Annotated in this window: 18 protein-coding genes and 1 pseudogene; 10 read left to right on the top strand and 9 right to left on the bottom strand. The window is 68.9% G+C overall.

All coding sequences use genetic code 11. The features are described 5' to 3' along the window. Window positions 1–347 precede the first annotated feature (347 nt). Window positions 348–1439 carry a 3-deoxy-7-phosphoheptulonate synthase gene (locus RJ05_RS03175; RefSeq protein WP_036532916.1) on the top strand — a complete coding sequence of 364 codons (1092 nt, stop codon included), beginning with the start codon at window positions 348–350 and terminating at the stop codon, window positions 1437–1439. Window positions 1440–1469: 30 nt separating this feature from the next. On the opposite strand, the gene RJ05_RS03180 is transcribed toward RJ05_RS03175, so the two are convergent. Both RJ05_RS03180 and RJ05_RS03185 read right to left on the bottom strand, forming a co-directional pair. Beyond that, window positions 1470–2006, bottom strand: coding sequence for a class I SAM-dependent methyltransferase (locus tag RJ05_RS03180; RefSeq protein WP_036532919.1), 537 nt, complete (start codon window positions 2004–2006; stop codon window positions 1470–1472). A 202-nt stretch (window positions 2007–2208) separates the two neighbouring features. Further along, window positions 2209–2814 carry a GNAT family N-acetyltransferase gene (locus tag RJ05_RS03185; RefSeq protein WP_036532921.1) on the bottom strand — a complete coding sequence of 202 codons (606 nt, stop codon included), beginning with the start codon at window positions 2812–2814 and terminating at the stop codon, window positions 2209–2211. 98 nt (window positions 2815–2912) lie between these two features. On the opposite strand from RJ05_RS03185, the gene RJ05_RS03190 reads away from it, so the two are divergent. Beyond that, window positions 2913–3836, top strand: a complete 924-nt coding sequence (locus RJ05_RS03190) for a sigma-70 family RNA polymerase sigma factor (protein ID WP_036532923.1) — start codon at window positions 2913–2915, stop codon at window positions 3834–3836. Between the two features lie 57 nt (window positions 3837–3893). Here RJ05_RS03190 and RJ05_RS03195 read toward each other — a convergent pair whose 3' ends face one another. Beyond that, window positions 3894–4097, bottom strand: a complete 204-nt coding sequence (locus tag RJ05_RS03195; RefSeq protein ID WP_036532925.1) for a hypothetical protein — start codon at window positions 4095–4097, stop codon at window positions 3894–3896. A gap of 200 nt (window positions 4098–4297) precedes the next feature. Here RJ05_RS03195 and RJ05_RS03200 point away from each other — a divergent pair, with 200 nt between their 5' ends. Further along, window positions 4298–5476 carry a pyridoxal phosphate-dependent aminotransferase gene (locus tag RJ05_RS03200; protein WP_036532926.1) on the top strand — a complete coding sequence of 393 codons (1179 nt, stop codon included), beginning with the start codon at window positions 4298–4300 and terminating at the stop codon, window positions 5474–5476. A gap of 99 nt (window positions 5477–5575) precedes the next feature. On the opposite strand, the gene RJ05_RS03205 is transcribed toward RJ05_RS03200, so the two are convergent. Next, the gene (locus RJ05_RS03205; RefSeq protein ID WP_036532928.1) at window positions 5576–6220 is read right to left on the bottom strand and encodes a LysE family translocator; all 645 of its coding nucleotides are present in this window, start codon (window positions 6218–6220) and stop codon (window positions 5576–5578) included. A 153-nt stretch (window positions 6221–6373) separates the two neighbouring features. Between RJ05_RS03205 and RJ05_RS03210 the strand changes: the two genes are divergently transcribed. From RJ05_RS03210 to RJ05_RS03230, 5 genes and pseudogenes are all read left to right on the top strand, one after another. After that, complete coding sequence (locus tag RJ05_RS03210) at window positions 6374–8032, top strand: DNA repair helicase XPB (RefSeq protein ID WP_036532929.1); 1659 nt, start codon at window positions 6374–6376, stop codon at window positions 8030–8032. A gap of 63 nt (window positions 8033–8095) precedes the next feature. Continuing rightward, entirely contained in the window at window positions 8096–8758 is a 663-nt protein-coding gene (locus RJ05_RS03215) for a DUF3239 domain-containing protein (RefSeq protein WP_051016164.1), read from the top strand. A gap of 27 nt (window positions 8759–8785) precedes the next feature. Continuing rightward, window positions 8786–9425: pseudogene (locus RJ05_RS03220) on the top strand (LysE family translocator). 88 nt (window positions 9426–9513) lie between these two features. Continuing rightward, entirely contained in the window at window positions 9514–10905 is a 1392-nt protein-coding gene (locus RJ05_RS03225; protein WP_306306369.1) for a M1 family metallopeptidase, read from the top strand. 390 nt (window positions 10906–11295) lie between these two features. Beyond that, on the top strand, window positions 11296–11823 hold the full coding sequence (locus RJ05_RS03230; RefSeq protein WP_036532933.1) for an LppU/SCO3897 family protein: 528 nt from the start codon (window positions 11296–11298) through the stop codon (window positions 11821–11823). A gap of 109 nt (window positions 11824–11932) precedes the next feature. On the opposite strand, the gene RJ05_RS03235 is transcribed toward RJ05_RS03230, so the two are convergent. Further along, the gene (locus RJ05_RS03235) at window positions 11933–14218 is read right to left on the bottom strand and encodes a helicase-associated domain-containing protein (protein ID WP_036532934.1); all 2286 of its coding nucleotides are present in this window, start codon (window positions 14216–14218) and stop codon (window positions 11933–11935) included. 120 nt (window positions 14219–14338) lie between these two features. Here RJ05_RS03235 and RJ05_RS03240 point away from each other — a divergent pair, with 120 nt between their 5' ends. Next, on the top strand, window positions 14339–14527 hold the full coding sequence (locus RJ05_RS03240) for a hypothetical protein (RefSeq protein ID WP_036532937.1): 189 nt from the start codon (window positions 14339–14341) through the stop codon (window positions 14525–14527). A 307-nt stretch (window positions 14528–14834) separates the two neighbouring features. Here the strand turns inward: RJ05_RS03240 and RJ05_RS03245 are convergent, their stop codons facing one another. Both RJ05_RS03245 and RJ05_RS03250 read right to left on the bottom strand, forming a co-directional pair. Continuing rightward, on the bottom strand, window positions 14835–15473 hold the full coding sequence (locus tag RJ05_RS03245) for a resuscitation-promoting factor Rpf1 domain-containing protein (RefSeq protein ID WP_036532939.1): 639 nt from the start codon (window positions 15471–15473) through the stop codon (window positions 14835–14837). A 388-nt stretch (window positions 15474–15861) separates the two neighbouring features. Beyond that, on the bottom strand, window positions 15862–16104 hold the full coding sequence (locus tag RJ05_RS03250; protein WP_051016166.1) for a hypothetical protein: 243 nt from the start codon (window positions 16102–16104) through the stop codon (window positions 15862–15864). A gap of 199 nt (window positions 16105–16303) precedes the next feature. Here RJ05_RS03250 and RJ05_RS03255 point away from each other — a divergent pair, with 199 nt between their 5' ends. Next, complete coding sequence (locus RJ05_RS03255) at window positions 16304–16723, top strand: cold-shock protein (RefSeq protein WP_171048022.1); 420 nt, start codon at window positions 16304–16306, stop codon at window positions 16721–16723. Window positions 16724–16810: 87 nt separating this feature from the next. Here the strand turns inward: RJ05_RS03255 and RJ05_RS03260 are convergent, their stop codons facing one another. Both RJ05_RS03260 and RJ05_RS03265 read right to left on the bottom strand, forming a co-directional pair. Then, window positions 16811–17320: a DUF2771 domain-containing protein gene (locus RJ05_RS03260; RefSeq protein WP_036532943.1), complete on the bottom strand. Its 510-nt coding sequence runs from the start codon at window positions 17318–17320 to the stop codon at window positions 16811–16813. Continuing rightward, window positions 17317–19107 (bottom strand): MFS transporter, encoded by a 1791-nt coding sequence (locus RJ05_RS03265; protein WP_085996149.1) that lies wholly within the window; start codon window positions 19105–19107, stop codon window positions 17317–17319. Before RJ05_RS03265 ends, RJ05_RS03260 begins: the two co-directional genes overlap by 4 nt. Between the last annotated feature and the right edge of the window lie 5 nt (window positions 19108–19112).

A 19112-nucleotide genomic window follows, 5' to 3' on the forward strand; every position in this document is an offset into this window, starting at 1 on the left:
CGGTCGCCGAGGCGCGAGACGGGCCGTGAACTTTGAGGCTCGGTCTCGCTTCGCTCGAAATTTGATGCGCGCCGGCCGCTGCTATGGGCCCGGTGGGACCGGTTCGCGCGTGTGGGGCTGGTCACAGCAGTTGAGCTCACACCGCCCGGCCGGGCACCCGGCGTTCATCCCGTGGTAGCGTGCCTTCCGTGCAGCGCGTGTATTTCTGGTTTAGCAAGCCGGCCCTGGGTGGGCCGGTCTGCGGCAACCGCGCGCGCTGACCAGATTCCCACCCCGAGCCGGATGATGACCGGCTCGACGGGGTTCACCACCGTGGGTCGGCCTGGAGATAAGGAACCAACCCCACGATGACCACCGCAGTAGACGTCGATTCCCGCCATTCCGATCTCGACGATCAGCGCACCCTCAGCGTCAGCCCGTTACGCTCCCCGGCTGAGGTTCGCCTTGTGCACGCCATTACCGACGAACTCGCCGACACCGTCCGCGCGGGCCGCAAGGCCACCGTCGACGTGCTCAACGGCGACGACGACCGCCTGATGGTGATCGTCGGACCGTGCTCGGTGCACGACCCGGCCGCCGCGCTCGACTACGCGCGCCGCCTGGCCGCCAAGGCCGCCGAACTCGACGACCGGCTGCACGTGGTGATGCGGGTGTACTTCGAGAAGCCGCGCACCACCCTCGGCTGGAAGGGCCTGATCAACGACCCGCACCTGGACGGCAGCTTCGACGTCAACACCGGGCTGGGCATCGGCCGCAAACTGCTCACCGACATCACCGCGCTCGGCCTGCCGGTGGCGTGTGAATTCCTCGACCCGATCACCCCGCAGTACATCGCGGATCTGGTCTCCTACGGCGCGATCGGCGCCCGCACTGCCGCCAGCCAGGTGCATCGTCAGCTGAGCAGCGCTTTGTCCATGCCGGTGGGCATCAAGAACGGCACCGACGGTGACGTGCAGGTCGCTGTCGACGGCGTGCGGGCGGCCGCGGCCAGCCACGTGTTCCCCGGCACCGACCTCGACGGGCGTTCGGCGCTCATCCGCACCACCGGCAACCCGGACTGCCACGTCATCCTGCGCGGCGGCAGCACCGGCCCCAATTACGACGCCGCCTCGGTCGCCGAGGCCTGCCTGCGGTTGGAGAAGGCGTCGCTGCCCAAGCGCATCGTCGTCGACGCCAGCCACGGCAACAGCAACAAGGACCACAACAAGCAGGTCGACGTGGTCACCGATATCGCCGAACGACTCGCTGCCGGTGAACAGGGCGTCGTCGGTGTGATGCTGGAGAGCTTCATCGAGGCCGGCCGCCAGGACCTGACCCTCGGCCACGCCGAGGACCTCACCTACGGCCAGTCCATCACCGATGCCTGCATCGACTGGAACACCACCGCCGCGCAGCTGGACCGGCTGGCCGACGCCGTGGCCCGGCGCCGCGAGCGCTGAAGTTCCGAGGCCAGCGGTGATCGAGACGACCTACCGGGGCGTGGCGATGACGCCGAGCAGCTCACCCGAGGTGACCGTGCCGACGTCGAACCTCGCCCCGGTCAGGTGGTCGGTCAGATGGCGCGGCGTCGGCGCGGGCGCCGTCGAGGTGCGGTCACCGGGTTCGCCGTAGCCGTAGAACAGGTGTAGTGCGCCGCCCGGCGCCAGGGATTCGCGCAGGACCGCCAGTTCGGCGGCGGGATCGCGGGTCCAGAACACATTTGCATTGACCGCGAGGATCTTGTCGAACCCACCCGGCGCCAACGCGGCCGCGTGCTCGCGGGTCAACTCCTCGAGCGCGAGCTGCCGCACCAGCACCCGCCCGGATTCGATCAACGCGGCATGCCGTTTCGCCGCGCGTGCAACAGCCGTGGCCGAGCGGTCGATCCCGACGATGAAGCCGGTATCGAGCGGTTCGGCCAGCACCGCGAGCGAATCGCTGGAACCCGGGCCGATCTCGAGCAGGCGATCGGCCGGGGCCGGGGCGACGATCTCGCGGAACCACAGGAATCGCGCATCGTGTGCCATACCCTGCGAAACTACGCCGGCAACCGGTCCGCGGGCGAAATCCACTGCTGTTCACTGCGCGGAACCTGTACGGTGTCGACGTTGCCGCTCCATCGCGGTGGGGTCGGAAGTGATCGGCGGGATTACTCGTCGGAGACGAGGTCCGCGGCTCGCGTGGGTGCGCTTGGCGCTAGCGCGGCCCGGACCGAGCGTGGGCGTTGTTTCAACGGATACCTGCCTCGGGCCGAGCCGGGTCCTCGAGCGTGTGCGCCGGCCAGTCCGATGCAGGGCCCGGCGGGTCGGTGACCAGCCGGGCGCCGAGCCAGCTGTCGCGCCGGACGCCACGTTGCAGGCTGCCCAACCGATCGGTGCCCTCGTAGCGGAACCCGTTGCGGCGCACCACCGCCGCCGACGCATAGTTGCCGACGAATGCGCGCCAGCTGATCCTGATCAGGCCCAGGCCCGCACGGTCGAAGCCGAAATCGCAGGCCAGACGCACGGCACGCGACATCACGCCCTTGCCACGAAAATCCGATCCGAGCCAGAAGCCGATCTCGGACGCTGTCTCGTCGCGCGCGCCGAGCGCGATCATGCCGATCACCGGTCCGTCCTCGGCGGGGCGGATGGCCCAGGTAGGGCTACGTGCGGCCCAACCCGGATCGACCATATCGGTGAGGAAGGACTCGGCCTCGCCGCGGCCGTAGGGCACCGGGATCGTCACCCATTCGCCGATGGACGGCTCCTGGCACAGTGCGGTGATCGTGTCGATATCGGCCGCACGTGGCCGCGACAACCAGACGGTGCCGTCGGTGAGTGTCCGTTCCTCCATCGCCTCATGGTGGCACGGACCCGCCGGTCGGTTCATCGGGTTTTCCTGGAGGTGAGGGCGGCGTGGGTGGATGATCCACGGTCCGTAGACTCCGACTGGTGGTAGCCGCATTGCTCGCAGACCTGTTCGAATCGCATCGGTCGCATCTGCTGTCGGTGGGCTACCGATTGACCGGCAGCGTGGCCGATGCCGAGGACGCGGTGCAGGAGAGCTGGCTGCGGCTGGCCGGCGCCAGGCAGTCCGAGATCGAGGATCTGCGGGCCTGGCTGACGACGGTGGTGAGCCGAATCTGCCTGGATCGCTTGCGCAGTGCCGCGGCGCGGCGGGAAAGCTATGTGGGGCAGTGGCTGCCGGAACCGGTGGTCACCGGGGTCGGCGCGTCGAGTGCCCCCGATCCGCTGGAAGCAGTGGTGCGCAGGCAGGAATTCCGGTTTGCCGCCATGGTGGTGCTGGATTCGCTGACCCCGGCCCAGCGGGTGGCTTTCGTGCTGCACGATGGGCTTTCGGTGCCGTTCGACGAGATCGCCGAGATTCTGGAGATCACCCCCGACGCGGCCCGGCAGCTGGCCGTGCGCGCTCGCAAGTCGGTGTCGCGCGCTCCGGAGCCGGTCGCCGACGACGACCATGCCGCCGCGGTGCAGCGTCTGCTCGAGGCGCTGACGACGGGGGATGTGCGGGCGGTGACGGCGGCGCTGCACCCGGACGCGGTGATGATCGGCGATGCCAACGGCACCACGTCGACGGCGGTCAATGTGCTGCACGGGGCGGACAAGATCGCCAGGTTCTTCGTCGGGCTGCTGCACAAGTACGGCATGGCCGATGTCGGGGAGGAATTCCTGCGCCGGATGGAGATCGTGTCGGTCAACGGCCAGCTCGGTGCGCTGGTGCCCGAGCAGGCGGGGGATGGGCGTTATCCGGGGACGCCGCGACGGGTGGTCGGATTCGCGGTGCGCGATGGGTTGGTCTGGGGCACGTACGATATCGCCAACCCGGACAAACTCAGGGGCGTCCGCGTCGGCTGAGCAGGGCGAGCGCCCCCGCCGGACCGGGCCGCGCATCCCGGCCCGGCGGGTTCTGCGCTACGGCGTAGCCGAGCCGGTGAACCAGTCGCCGGTCGAGGAACCGGTGCTGTGATCGCCGGTCGACGATCCCAGACCCCAGTCGGGGGTCGAGGAGCCGAAACCCGCGATCAGGTCGTTGGCTACGTCGCGAAGCTGACCCAACAGGAATCCGGCGACCTCCGACGCGGCCGGATTCGCTATCAGGTCGAGGTATGAGGCCATAGACGCCCCTTTCGAGATACCCGCCGTGACGGGCTGTGAAATAGAACACGGCGAGGCTAGCTGTCCATGGGGCAACGCACAACCATGCAGGTAGAAGCGGGAAAAGAAATGTGAAACATAGCCGTTCGCTATCTGGTGGCAACGCTAGCGATTCGCGGGTTAATTCTGGCGGGATTTCGCCGCGCTCTAGGCTCGCCGGTATGCGCCAGCACCCAGCGACCGTCGTCCGCCTGCGGCCCTTCGGCGCCACGATCTTCGCCGAGATGACCGAACTCGCCGTCCGGCACGACGCGATCAACCTCGGCCAGGGCTTCCCCGATTCCGACGGCCCGGCGGGCATGCTCGAGGTGGCCAGGCAGGCCATCGCCGACGGCCTCAACCAATACCCGCCCGGCCGCGGCATGCCGGTGCTGCGCCGGGCCGTCGCCGCCGACCGGGCTCGCCGCTACGGCACCGAATACGACCCGGAAACCGAGGTCCTGGTAACCGTCGGCGCGACCGAGGCGATCAGCGCGGCGGTGCTCGGCCTGGTGGAACCCGGGCAGGAGGTGGTGCTGATCGAGCCCTACTACGACTCCTACGCCGCTGCCGTGGCCCTCGCGGGTGCGCACCGCCGCACCGCCCGGCTCGTCGCCGACGGCGACCGATTCGTGCTGGATCTGGACAGCCTGCGCGCCGCGATCACCCCGAAAACCCGGATGATCATGGTCAATTCGCCGCACAACCCCACCGGAACCGTGCTCGATCGCCACGACCTCACCGCCATCGCCGAACTCGCCTGCGAACACGACCTGCTGGTGCTGGCCGACGAGGTCTACGAACACCTGGTCTTCGACGGTGCCGAGCACATCAGCCTGGCCACGCTGCCGGGAATGCGGGAACGGACGCTGGTGGTGTCGAGTGCGGCCAAGACGTTCAGCGTCACCGGATGGAAGACCGGATGGGTCTGTGCCACACCGGAATTGATCGACGGCGTGCTCGCCGCCAAGCAGTTCATGACGTTCGTGGCCGGCGGCCCGTTCCAACCCGCCGTCGCGCACGCGCTCACCGAGGAACTCGACTGGGTGGCCGCATCGCGCACCTCGCTGTCGGACCGGCGGTTACGGCTGTCATCGGCCTTGGCCGACACCGGTTTCCACGTCTACTCCAGCGCCGGCGGCTACTTCGTCTGCGGCGATATCCGGCCTTTCGGCGCCACCGACGGCCTCGCGTTCTGCCGTGAGCTGCCGACCCGGCTCGGTGTCGTCGCGGTCCCGGTCAGCGTCTTCACCGATCATCCCGAGGAGTGGAAGCACCTGGTGCGCTTCACTTTCTGCAAGCGCGACGAGACCCTGGACGAGGGAGTGCGGCGATTGCGAGTCGGTGCGCCCATCGGATGAGGCGCGGGCCGGCACCGCCGCGGCGATCTCGGCAGCCCCGGCTCGCGATCGAATCGCCAGGCCGCGGCATCGACCTCCCGGCGCGAGTCGGTGGAGATATCAGGCGGGTACCGGCCGAGCGCGGTCGGTGGCGACCACCGCGGCGATGCCCGCCAGCGCCGTCCCCATGAAGTAGCGCTGTATGCGCAACCACACCGGCCGTGCGGTGAAGAACGCCGCGACCTGACCCGCGCCGAGCACGATCAGCGCGTTGACCGTCAACGCGACGCTGATCTGGATCGCCCCGAGGCACAGGCTCTGCACCCACACCGGTGTCGGTCCCGGATGCACGAACTGCGGGATCAGTGCCATGTACATGATCGCGATCTTCGGATTCAGCAGATTGGTGACCAGGCCCATGGCGAACAGCCGCCGGACCGGATCGGCGGGCAGCGTGGTCGGCGTGAACACCGACACACCGCCCGGACGCAGCGCCTGCCAGGCCAGCCACAGCAGGTAGCAGGCGCCGGCCAGCTTCACCGCCAGGTACAGCCCGGGGACCACCGCGAACACCGCGGTGATACCGGCGACGGCGGCCAGCAGATACACCCCGAATCCGGCCGCGACACCGGTCAGCGACACCAGTCCGGCGCGCCTGCCCTGCGAGACGGTTCGCGAGACCAGATACATCATGTTGGGCCCGGGCGTGAGCACCATCCCCAGCGCGGCCGCCGCCACACCCGTCATCGCCGCGATCTCGATCATGTCGATGATCTTCGCGTGGACGGTGCCCGTTCGTCTCGGTCCAGTTGGCCGCCGGTGGCCCGCTCACCGTCGGTGAGCAGGGAGTACCGTCGTCGCGGGGGTATGTCGGTGGGTTCGGGAACAATGGGTGGGAGCAGATCACAGGAGGCACCGGTGGCCGAAGGTCCACTAATCGTTCAGAGTGACAAGACGCTGCTGCTCGAGGTCGATCACGAACTGGCCGACGCGGCGCGTCAGGCCATCGCGCCCTTCGCCGAGTTGGAGCGCGCGCCCGAGCATGTGCACACCTACCGGGTCACCCCGCTGGCCCTGTGGAACGCGCGCGCCGCCGGGCACGACGCCGAGCAGGTGGTCGACGCCCTGGTCAACTTCTCCCGCTATGCGGTGCCGCAACCGCTGCTGGTCGACATCGTCGACACCATGGCCCGCTACGGCCGATTGCAGCTGGTGAAGCATCCCGCGCACGGGCTCACCCTGGTGAGCCTGGACCGCGCGGTGCTCGAAGAGGTGCTGCGGCACAAGAAGATCGCGCCGATGCTCGGCGAACGCATCGACGACGACACGGTGATCGTGCATCCGTCCGAACGCGGCCACATCAAACAGATGTTGCTCAAGATCGGCTGGCCCGCCGAGGACCTGGCCGGCTACGTCGACGGCGAGGCGCATCCGATCGAGCTCGACTACACCGGCGGCCACTGGCATCTGCGCGACTACCAGGAGATGGCCGCCGACTCGTTCTGGGCCGGCGGCTCGGGTGTGGTGGTGCTGCCGTGTGGTGCGGGCAAGACGATGGTGGGTGCCGCCGCCATGGCGCGCGCGAAGGCCACGACGTTGATCCTGGTCACCAATACCGTCGCCGGGCGGCAGTGGCGGCGCGAGCTGCTGGCGCGCACCTCGCTCACCAAGGACGAGATCGGCGAGTACTCCGGCGAACGCAAGGAGATCCGCCCGGTCACCATCGCCACCTATCAGGTGATCACCCGGCGCACCAAGGGCGAGTACAAGCATCTGGAACTGTTCGACAGCCGTGACTGGGGCCTGGTCATCTACGACGAGGTGCATCTGCTGCCCGCGCCGGTGTTCCGGATGACCGCCGACCTGCAATCACGGCGTCGCCTCGGGCTCACCGCCACCCTGGTGCGCGAGGACGGCCGCGAAGGCGATGTGTTCTCCCTGATCGGCCCGAAACGCTATGACGCGCCGTGGAAGGACATCGAGGCGCAGGGCTGGATCGCCCCCGCCGACTGCATCGAGGTGCGGGTGACGCTCACCGATGCCGAGCGCATGGCCTACGCCACCGCCGAACCCGAGGAGCGCTACAAGCTCTGCTCCACCGCGCACACCAAGATCGCCGTCGTGGAATCCATCCTGGCCAAGCACCGGGACGCGCCGACGCTGGTGATCGGTGCCTACCTCGAACAACTGGAAGAACTGGGCGCGGCCCTCGACGCGCCGATCATCCAGGGATCGACGAGAAACAAAGAGCGCGAAGCGCTTTTCGACGCCTTCCGCCGCGGCGAGATCCCGGTACTGGTGGTGAGCAAGGTCGCCAACTTCTCCATCGACTTGCCCGAAGCCTCGGTGGCGGTGCAGGTTTCCGGTACCTTCGGGTCCAGGCAGGAGGAGGCGCAGCGACTCGGCCGGCTGCTGCGTCCCAAGCAGGACGGGGGTCAGGCGCATTTCTATTCGGTGGTCGCGCGCGACACGCTCGACGCGGAGTACGCGGCGCATCGGCAGCGTTTCCTGGCCGAACAGGGGTATGCCTATCGCATCACCGATGCCGACGACTTGCTGGGGCCTGCCGTCGGATAAGCGGAGGCAGCGGGCGCCGGATAAGCGGAGGCTCCACCTCCACAACTGTGCTAGGAATGAGACGTGCGACGCTTCGAATTCGTGGTGGACCGCAGCCATGCCCATGCGGTCAACGAAGTTGTCGCGGATCTGCGCCGGTTGCGCATCAGTGCGGTGGTCGCCGCCGCGGTCGCGGCGGCCGTCACCGCCTATCTGGTGTGGTTGAACCACCCCTGGTCCTATCTGCTGGCCGTGGCCTCCGCGCTGGGCGCGGTCACCGCGCTGTGGGTGGCGCTGTGGGCGCCGCGCCGCTCCCGCATCGACCGGCTGTACGCCGAGGGTGAGCTGGTCCCGGCCGTCGTCTCGCACACCTACCCGAGCGGGATGGTGCTGCTCGCGCTGGTGAACGTCGGCTGGCCCGATGAGACCCGCTACGCGCTGGTGGTGCGCAAGGTGCGGGCGCTGCCGGGTCATGAGGCCAAAGCGGGGGAGCGGGTGCCCGCGATCGCGGTACGCGGCGATCGCGCCTCCAGGACCGTCGGTGAGCTGCGTCAGGCCGTCGATGCCATGCCCATCGCCTGGGGTACCCGCGACGGCAGCGTCATCGAACGGGCCCGCGCCGCCATCAGCGAAGTGGAATGGCGACTGCTGTCGGACAATCTCGCCCTGGCCGACAAGGTCCGGCGCAGCTCGGCCAAACGGTTGCTGCTCGATCCGCAGCAGCTGCCAGGAGATCTCGGCTCCTGAACCGGACACCGCCTCTAGACTGAGCGGATGGTTCCGGCCGCCAACCTGCTGGCATTCGCTGTTGCTGCCACCGTGATCGTCGTCGTACCCGGGCCAGGGGTGCTGTTCACCATCGGCCGTGCGCTGGTGCTCGGCCGCCGCGCGGCGCTGGTGTCGGTGCTCGGGCACTGTGTCGGCGTTCTGGTTGCGCTGGTAGTGGTGTCGGTCGGTCTCGGCACGCTGCTGACCGCCTCGGCGGTGGCGCTGACGCTGGTGAAAATCCTCGGGCGCCGCGTATCTGATCCATCTCGGCATCCAAGCCATCCGGGAACGCAAGAGTCTGCGGGAGGCCCTCGGCAGCGAGGTCGCCGCGTTCGCCGACGCGCGGGTGTTCCGGCAGAGTTTCGTCGTCGGTATCACGAACCCGAAGGCGATCGTTTTCTTCGCCGCGGTGCTCCCGCATTTCGCCGATCCGGCCTCGGGGCCACTTCCGGTGCAGTTTCTCATCCTGGGAACCGTCTTCCTCGCGATCGCCTTGGTCAGTGACAGCGCGTGGGCGTTGCTGGCGGCCGCGGCGCGCAGCTGGTTCGCGCGTTCGCCGCGGCGACTGGAAGCGATCGGCGGAACGGGTGGCGCGATGATCGTCGGGCTCGGCGCGTCGGTGGCGTTGAGCGGAACCTCCCGCTGAGGCGACTACCATCCAACGGGGCCGGTGCACCGGTACCGGGTGGTGCGGTGTCGAACGAGGGGTGTGGGTTCGTATGAGGTTGTCCGGCGTGTCGGTCGTCGCGGTCGTGGCGGCGCTGCTGTGCGGGCTCGCGGGCCCGGTGAGCGCGCAGTCGGCGAACGATCCACTGGCCGGCGCACCCGGACTCGGTGATTCCTACTACCCGCTCGACGGCAACGGCGGCTACGACGTGCGCCATTACGAGGTCGGCATCGGCTACGAACCGCTCGCCAAGCAGCTCACCGGATCCACCCGCATCGACGCCACCGCAACCCAGGCCCTCACCTCGTTCAACCTGGATTTCGCCGGGCCGCCGGTGCAGCGGGTGACGGTGAACAACATCGCCGCCGGTTTCGAGCGCCACGGCGAACACGAACTGACCGTGCGGCCGTGGCTGCCGCTGCTGCCCGGGCTGCCGTTCACGGTGACCGTCGAGTACGCGGGACCGGCGACGGAGTCGGCGGGCGAGGGCTGGACTTTCGCACCGAGCGGCGGCGCGTTCGTCGTCGGTGAACCGCATTCGGCCACCAGCTGGTACCCGCTCAACGACACTCCCCGCGACAAGGCCACCTTCACCTTGCACGCCACCGTGCCCGCCGAATGGGAGGTGGTCTCCAACGGAATCCGCACCCGCGACGAGGTCCGCGACGGATCGCGCACGGTGAGCTGGGAGGCACGCCAGCCGATCCTCGGCTATCTGACGACCATCGCCATCGACAAATTCACCTACCTCGAGCAGCGCCGCGCCGACGGGACCCCGCTGCTGAGCGCCTTCGCGCCCGGTGCCGCGGGCAACCGCGAGCATGAGCAGCGGCTGCCGGAGATTCTCGATTTCACCGAATCCCTCTACGGCCCATACCCATTCGACACCTCCGGCGGCATCTACGTCGACGCGGACCTGTCGTTCTCGCTGGAGACCCAGACCCGTCCGATCTACGCGCCGTGGACCGATCTGAACACCGTGGTGCACGAAATCGCTCACCAGTGGTGGGGCGATTCGGTCTCGGTGTACAGCTGGGCCGATATCTGTCTCAACGAATGCCTGGCCAGCTACACCGCGGACTATCTGTGGCCCGAGCGGATGGAAGGCGCCGACGTCGACGCGATGTACCGCGAGACCGTGGCGCAGGCCGCATCGATGCCGCACTTCTGGGACATCCCGCTGCAAAACCCCGGCGCCGGAAACGAATTCACCTCCGTCTACTACCGGGGCCCGCTGTTCCTGCACGCGCTGCGCAAGCAACTGGGCGATGACGTCTTCTTCGCGGCGCTGCGCGAGTTCGCCACTGCCAACGCCTACGGCAACGCCTCGATGCCGCAGTTCCGTGACTTCATCCAGTCCGAGTCCGGCACCGATCTGAGCGGTTTCTTCGCCGCGTGGCTCGATCAGGCCGCGCCGCCGGCGGACGAATACCTGTTCCCCGGTGACCTCAGGGCCTGAGTGGCGCACACACGCCATCGTGTGATCAGAGTCACTGGCGCAGCGGAATATTGAGCTCGGGCAGGGTGATCGCAGCGGTCGCGTCGATCGGGTGCGCAGTCCATACTCGTTGGGCGTAACAACGCGCCGTCCGGCACCGACTCAGTGTTCGGATTGGACGTACGTCCATTACGTGGGCGGAATGTGGAAGGCACTACTGATGAATTATTTCGGTTTCCAAATGCTCGGCCGACTGCTCCCGAGCATTCTCGCCCTGTCGATGCTCGGCTTCTCCAGCATCTACTGAGCATCGGCTCCGCAGCCCGACCAGATGCGGCCGTCGTGATCGTGCGGGTATCCTCACCCGCGCGTTCATGATCCAGTGAACGCTTCGGTGAGAGAGGTTTTCACGTGAAGTTCCCAGGAACGCGGCTGCTGGCGCGCATCATGCTCGCTTTCGTCGCAGCGGTCGCGCTGGCGGTTGCGGTGACCGGATGTTCGATGTTCGAGGACGCGGGCAAGTCCGACACGGCCAAATCCGAGGTCGGCGACTGCATCAACGTCATCAGCTCTTCGGCGGTCGACTCGGAGACCGAGCCGGTGGATTGCTCGTCGGACAAGGCCGTCTACAAGGTCGTTCAGACCTACGACACCAAGACCGAATGCGCCGAGGACTACACCTCCTACGAGGAGACCCTCAACGGCGGAACCACCGCGTTCCTGTGCCTGGCGCCCAACTTCAAGCAGGGCAGCTGCTACGCCGACAGCATGCTCTCCGGCTACAGCTTCGCTGATTGCGCCGCTCCCGAGGCCAGCTTCCGGGTGATCCAGCGCATCGACGGTCAGGTCGACGAGCTGCTGTGCGGCGCGGACGCCAACAAGTTCATCACGGTGGCCGAGCCCAAGACCACCTTCTGCCTCGGTGATCCGAAGGCCTGATCAACCGGTCGTCCAGAACGGGCCGTGCCATTCCGGCACGGCCCGAGCTATTTCCGGGGGCGGGGGTTGTCGAGCGTGCGCGAGGCCGGCCAGTCGAGCGGCTTGCGACCTAATCGATCAGGGCGACCGACGCGATCCGGTGCAGCGTGAAGTGCCGGACGGCGCCGGTCACCGGATCCACCGCGTCGAGCTGACCGTTGCCGATCCGCACCGGCTCCACCACCCGCTGGATCGCGGTACCCGCCGCGTCGACGTAACCGATGTTCACCGCCCGGCGTCCGCGCGCGGCCAGTTGCAGCAGTGCCAGCGTCGCCGCGGTGCCGGTACGGGTCCCGTCCGGGCGCACCGATTGCGCCGACCGGGCTCCGGCCGCGCGCTCGCCGGCGCGCAATTCCCGCACCAGCAGTTCCAGTTGTTCGGTGCTCGGCGGGACCGGCCGATACGCCTGCCTGGCATTGGGCCGCACCGCGATGCGGGCGCCGCGCCGCCGCAGATCCACGATCGTGCCCGCCGAATCCTCCCCGGCCGGTGCGAAACCCGCGGCCCGCAACCGGTCGAGCAGCTCGCCAAGCGGGGCCTGCGAGATGGCGACCGTCGGGGCGATCGCGCGCAAGGCCAGCTCCGCGGCCACCGGCGCGTTCAGCACCTGGGTCAGCAGCGCCGGATCATCGCTGCGGACGAACGACTGCGCCATGCCCGCGCGTAGCTGACCGTGCCGCCGCGCCACGTCATCGATCAGGTAGGTCAGGGCCTGCGGGATCGGGGTGCGCGAGTGCCTGCTGAACAGCCCGTGTAGTTCGGCGGCGGTGAGCCCGGCGTCGAGCGCGCGCCGCACCGAGGCCTCGCCGATCCGGTACACGGTGGCCGCACCCGCGGATTCGACATCGGCGACCAACGCGATCCGACTCTGCAATTCCGCCGTGAGCGGACCGGGCGCGATCACCGTCAGATCCGCTTGCACCAGGACGTGATCCACCGGATCGGGCAGTGCCTGCTCCATCGCCGCTTCCGCCGCGCCGGCAGTGCCGGACTGTGCCGACAGCAGCGCCCGCCCCGGGCCACTCAGCGCGCCACGGCCGACGATGCCGAGGGCCGCCGCCTCCCCGAAGGTGCGTTCGACCGCTTCGAGCCGGAAATGCCTGCGCCAGCGCGGTGCCCGCCAGGCCAGCAGGCGCGCCGCGCCGGACGGCTCGAGGGCGGTGCCCGCGGGCAACTCCGCCAGCACCGCGAGCATCGCCCGCCGGTCGCGGACCGCATGCGGGGTGCGCAGTTCATGGGCGAGAGCCGCCAAGGGCTTGTCGTTGGCGTCGCGCATGCCGATCATCCACGGCACCCGATCCGATTCCAGCCAGGCCTGCGCCAGCGTCACCCAGCGCCGGGCCGGTGGCGCTTCCAGCCAGGAGTCGGCGGCCGGGGTGGGTGCCCAGAAATCGTCGGTGCTCTCGATATCCGGCGGCGGATCCGGCAGCCCGCGATCGATCAGCTTGGCGGCGGCGAGCAGTTCGATCAGCAGGCCGGTGCGCTGTTCGTCGGTGCCGGTGTGCTTGGCGATCCGGCGGGTCTCGCGCACCCCAAGACCGCCCGCGCGCAGGGCGGGTGCGGGCACCTGGCCGAGAACCTCGAGCACGCTCGCGCAATGACGCAGCAGTTCACCGACCTCGCCGGCACCCACCGCGTCCACCTCGTCCGGCGCATGAGTGGTGGTGGCCGGCGCCGGTGGGGTGAGCGCGTGCGGATCGGTGACGGGCTCGCCGCGCAGCACCTGGGCAACGGTGAGCGGTAGTTCCACGGTCTCCGCGTCCAGGGGCCGCAGCAGCCGCCGGTTCAGCAACTGCTGCACCGGACGGTCGGGCGGGGTGCCGGGGGCGGCGTCCTTGGTGCGTCCGCGCGGGCCGGTGGCGGCGAGTTTGTCGAGCAAAGCCCGTTCGGTGGGGGAGATCTCGGCCAGCGCGGCGGTGACCTCCGGTTCGGTCAGCGCGTCGGGCAGTTCGGTGGTGCTGCCCATCGGCCACGGAAGCGCCTCCGCGGCGGCGGGTACCACGCGCAGGGCGTCACCGTCGGTCCATACCAGGGCGCGGTCGGTGAGCCGCTTCAGCGCGGCGTCGACCGGCGCGGCCTTGACCCGCTCGCGCAGCAGCTTCTTCAACTCGCGACGGGTCAAGGGCGGCTGCGCGGAGGCGGCTCGCACGGCCAGGGTCTCGATGATGGCGAACTCGAGCGTGTCGAGCTCGTCGGCGGCGCGCAGCACCGAGGCCCGCTGTTCGGCGCGGGCGGCGAGCACCGTCATCGAGGAGGGCAGCGGCACCGCCAGATCGGGCCGCAGCTCGAGCAGCGACACCAGCTCGGCATCGCTGCGGGCGCCGAGCCAGTCGGCCAGAGAGTCGGTACCGGTCATCGGATTCAGCCTACGATGTGCGCCCGCACACCGCCGGAGCAGGAGCCGTGGCGGGCCTGCCACCGCATTCGGGGGCGACCATGTGCCCGGTTCGCGCCGGCCGCATGCCAGAATGGGCGCGTGGTGAACAAATCGAAGAAGCCCTATGTCGACAACGGCTGGCCGCAGGTCGCCGACGGTGAGCATGCGGTGACCGAGCTGTCGTCCTCGCGCTCCGGCAACCTGTCCCCGTTCGGCGAGGACACCGAATTCCCGGTGGCCGCCGACCAGCTGCCGTACGTCCACCCGCACACCGTTATCAACCGCTGAGCCGCGCCCCCGCGTCCGTCGACGTCGTCGCGGACCGTGGGCGACACGAAGGCTGTCGCCTTCGGTAGTTCATCGCACTCGGCAATGCTCTCGAAGTCCGTCCGCGTCGACGCATGTCCGCGGACGGCTTCGGTGTGCCCGGGGCGTGATTCAGCCTGCCCGGTGCCGAAGAGTTTTCGCCACCCGCCGCTGCCGGGTCCCGCCTTGCAGAAATAGCGCATCCAACCGAGGCGCGCGAAAACGACTGAAAACGACTGTGGCCCCGCATCCGATGGGATGCGGGGCCACAGTCGTAGTGAGACTCGGGTCAGGAGGGGAGCAGACCCTTGTTCGCCTCGAAGAAGTTCACGACGGCCGGGTCGAGCTTGGTGCCGTTGGCCTTGGCGGCGTTGAACACATCCAGCGCCTGCTGCGGCACCTGGACGCCCTGCGCCTGCACCACCGCGATGGCGCGGTCGACGGCGTCGAAGACCTGCTGGCTGCTGTCGGCGGCCGCCTGCTGCGGCGCGGCCTGCTGCTGCGGCGTGGGCTGCCAGCGCGGGCTCTCGGACTCGGCGGGGACCGAACGCTGGGTCGGGCCGCTGCTCAGGCCCAGCGAGGCCGAGCAGGAGGGCCATGCGCCCCAGCCCTGAGAGGCGAGCACGCGCTCGGCGACAGCGATCTGCTGTTCGCGGGTGGCCTGGTTCGCAGTGGCCGCGTATTCGCCGCCGCCGTGGGCCTTCCAGGTGCTCGGGGAGAATTGAAGTCCGCCTTGGTAACCGTTGCCGGTGTTGATCGCCCAGTTACCCCCGGCCTCACACTGCGCGAGTCGATCCCAGTCGGAGTCGGGTGCCGCGCTGGCGTTTCCGGCGAGGGCCACACCTGCGGTGCCCATGATGGCGCCGGTGACGGCGACCTTGGCTACGGTGCGCCCGGTGGAGGTTGGCTTGCGATGGCGTCCACTCATATCGGGTTCGTCTTCCTCTCGTACGCACCTGCGAGGCGCTCTCGCTCGGGTTCGGACTGAGAGGTCGTCCGTCCCGCCCTCACCCCTCAAGTCCGTCGGGGGTCCGGTACCCGCGGGGTGAGGTTCGGTGCGGCGGGCCGGTGGTTTGGTTGCCGGGTGGACCGGCTGGGTAAGACGGTACGACGAACTCCGCGAAAAATCACCATTTGGTAACCGGCGTGTACGCGGGGGTCTCGGCGCGGTCTCGGACGGGCATAGACCCCTCTGTGCAGCTAGGCGGGCTGCGCGGTGGGGGCGGCGACTGCAAGAACGTTCTGTTACCTGGCCGTTATGTGATGAGGATCACAGGCCGGATTGGGTAACGATTGCCCGGGGTAACTAGTTGAGGTCACTTGGCTCGTCGCCCGGAGCGCAGGGTGAACACCAGCGCCAAGACGAAGCCGATCGGCGTGAGCATCGCGAGCAGATACAGCCACAGCCCCGGCTTCCCGTCGGTGAGGATGGGCGTCAGGAAAATGGCGACGATCGCCAGCAGGCCGACCGTGAAGACACCGAGCGCGAGCTGGAGCAACCAGTCACCGGAGCGGCGCGGCGAGCCGCCCGATGGCGGCTGCGGGGGAGTGTTCGTCACCGCTGCACCGTAAAACTGATGTGCTCGAGCGGTGGGCACCGGGGTAGACTCGACGGCAATGCGCGTCCTGCATACCTGTGGGGCGCGTTCTTTCGCACAAGGGCAAGACCTGATCGCGGCGCCGCCGCGCGGGTGCTTCGAAGATGGATCCGCCCGGGCCGCAAGGGTCCGGGTTTTGAATGATGAACGGGTGAGCGCAGTGCCGACCGGCAGGGTGAAGTGGTACGACGTCGAAAAGGGCTTCGGCTTCCTTTCCCAGGACGAGGGTGAGGACGTCTACGTCCGCTCTTCCGCGCTGCCCCAAGGCATCGAGACCCTCAAGCCGGGCCAGCGCGTGGAGTTCGGGATGGCCGCGGGCCGTCGTGGACCGCAGGCGCTGAGTCTCAAGTTGCTCGAGGCGCCGCCATCGGTGCGTCAGGGCCAGGAGCGGGCCGCCCGCAAGGAGCCGGCCGCCCGCAGGCATTCCCCCGATGAGCTGCACGGCATGGTCGAGGACATGATCACCTTGCTCGAGGCCAAGGTGCAGCCCGACCTGCGCAAGGGCAAGTACCCCGATCGCAAGACCGCGCAGCGGATCTCCGAGGTCGTCCGGGCCGTCGCCCGCGAACTCGATCACTGAGCGGCGTCGTTCGCACGGCTCGGTCCATATAGCAGAACGGTCGCGGGCATCCTCGATGCTCGCGACCGTTCTGCTGTCCGGATGTGCCTACTCGGCGGTCCTGATCGACCACGCCGCATGCGGCACGTAGAACTCGGCGCCGGTCTCGTCGCGTGCCAGGATCGGCAGCTGCATCTCCACCCCGACCAGGCGTAGATCCGGTTCCGGCTGCGATTCGACGGTGATCGCGCGCACCCCGTCCGGGAATTCGGTGTGCCTGCGCACCTTGGCGATCTCCTCGCCCGAGGGCAGCGCGTACACCTGCTGGATCAGCCAGGGCGCTTCGGCGATCTCGTTGGGCAGCGACAGTTGCAGTGGATACCCCGGCGGCACCTCCAGGCTGACGGTCTCGCCGTAGCGGCAGTCCTCCATCCGCACCGTGCAGTACATGAACGGCGCCACCGTGACCGTGCGGCCGTGTGCGTACGCGGTGATCTCCGGGTCGTGCTCCTCCGCGTTCTGCACCAGCACCGTCAGCACACCGACGAAGGCGGTGGACAGCACGAGTACACCTGCGGTGAACAGCGCGACGATGGTGCGGGCGTTGAGTTTGCTCACCGGATGGGATCTCCTCGTCTGATGTCGGCGGTCCGGCTCTGGCGGCGGCCGGGGCTCGGGGTGGCGGTGGTGCCGTGGTGTGGCACCACCTGCTCGGCGTGCTGGGGCCGGTTGCCGCCGAGGCCGGGCAGCAGCGAATGGCCGCGGTAGCTCACCACAGTCTGGACCAGGCCGGCCACCAAGATCACCGACACCACCGTGAAACCCTTCCAGTAGTCGGTCGGCAGCAGCACACCGGCCGCGCCGCCGACCACCCAGCTCAGCTGCAGCACGGTTTCCGAACGCCCGAATCCGGACGCGATCGACTCCGGCGGCAGATCGTCCTGGATCGAGGCATCCAGCGACACCTTGGCCAGCGCGCTGGCACCGGCCGCGACCAGCGCCGCCACCGCCGCGCCGAGCAGATTGTCGGCGAAGATCGCGAACAGCGCGACGACCGCGCAGGCGGCCGTGCAGTTGACCACGATCAGCGAGGGCCTGCCCAGCTTGATCCTGGCGCCGCTGGCGTTACCGGCGAAATTGCCGATCGCGGCGGCCGCGCCGACCACACCGAGCATGGCCGCCTGCTGCACCGGACGATGCTCGGTGGCCTTGGCGACGAACGCCACATAGAAGGTGAGGAAGCCGGTGAGCACCCGGATACTGCTGTTGCCCCAGAGTCCCGTCACCACTGCGCGCCCCAGCGGTTGACGGCGTTTGCGGGCAGGCACCGCCGACTTCTTGCCCGAGGGGATGACTTCGGTATCGGGGTCGTCGCCGTGATAGCTCAGGGTGGCGGGCACCTCGCCCTCGGTGATCTCGACCCAGCGCGGAATCCGCAGGCTCAGGTAGGTGCCCGCGCAGGCGATGGCGACCGCGAGCACCAGCGCACCCGTCGAGCCGAAAGCGGCGGCCGCGAGCGCGGCGACCGCACCGGCGCCCATTGTCCCGCCGACCAGGCCGAACACCGTCAGCCGGGAATTGGTGCGGACCAGATCTATCCCCGGTGGCAGCACGCGCGGCGTCACCGCGCTCTTGAGCACGGCGAACGATTTGCTCAGCACCATCATGCACAGCGCCAGCGGATACAACGCCCAGGTATCGAAGTCGACGATGAGCACCACCGCCAGCACCGCGCGCACCGCGAACGACGACGCCAGCGCGAGCCTGCGCCCGCGCTGCAACCGGTCCAGCGCAGGCCCGATCAGCGGCGCGATCACCGCGAACGGCGCGATCGTGATCAGCAGATACAGCGCCACTTTGGTCTTGCTCTCGGCGGTCGCGCTGGCGAAGAACAAGGTGTTGGCCAGGGCGACGGCGATCGCGGCGTCCAGGGCGAAGTTCGTCATCGTCGCGTAGGTCAGCGCGGTCAGACCCGACTTGTCGGCGCCGTCGGCTTTGGCCGCGCGCTGGAAGGTGGCGAACCCCTTCTCGGTCAGTTCCTTACCGCGCAGCGCGGCGACCCGGGTGACGGTGAGTTTGCGCGGAACCCGGCGGTCGTCGACGCGACCGGCGTCGTCCTCGGGTGCTTGCGCGCGGTCGTCGACCCGGCGCGGCTGTTCGTCCTTGCGCATCGACCGCGTGAACCGTCCACCACGGCTCGGGTCGCGCTCGACCTCGGTCAGCGGACGGGTCGGTGGCGGCGTGGTGCCGGGATGGTCCGGGGGTAGCGGCGGCAGCGGACGACGTCTGCGTGGCGCGTTGGGGGGCGGGTACCGGTCGAACCCGGGGTGCCGCTCGTACGGTGGGTACTCTTCGCCGTCCCACCGACCGCGATCGGGACCGGGGGGATCGCTTGGAGTCGTCACAACGT

This window comes from Nocardia cyriacigeorgica NBRC 100375 (assembly GCF_000308555.1).
Taxonomy (GTDB): Bacteria; Actinomycetota; Actinomycetes; order Mycobacteriales; family Mycobacteriaceae; genus Nocardia; species Nocardia cyriacigeorgica.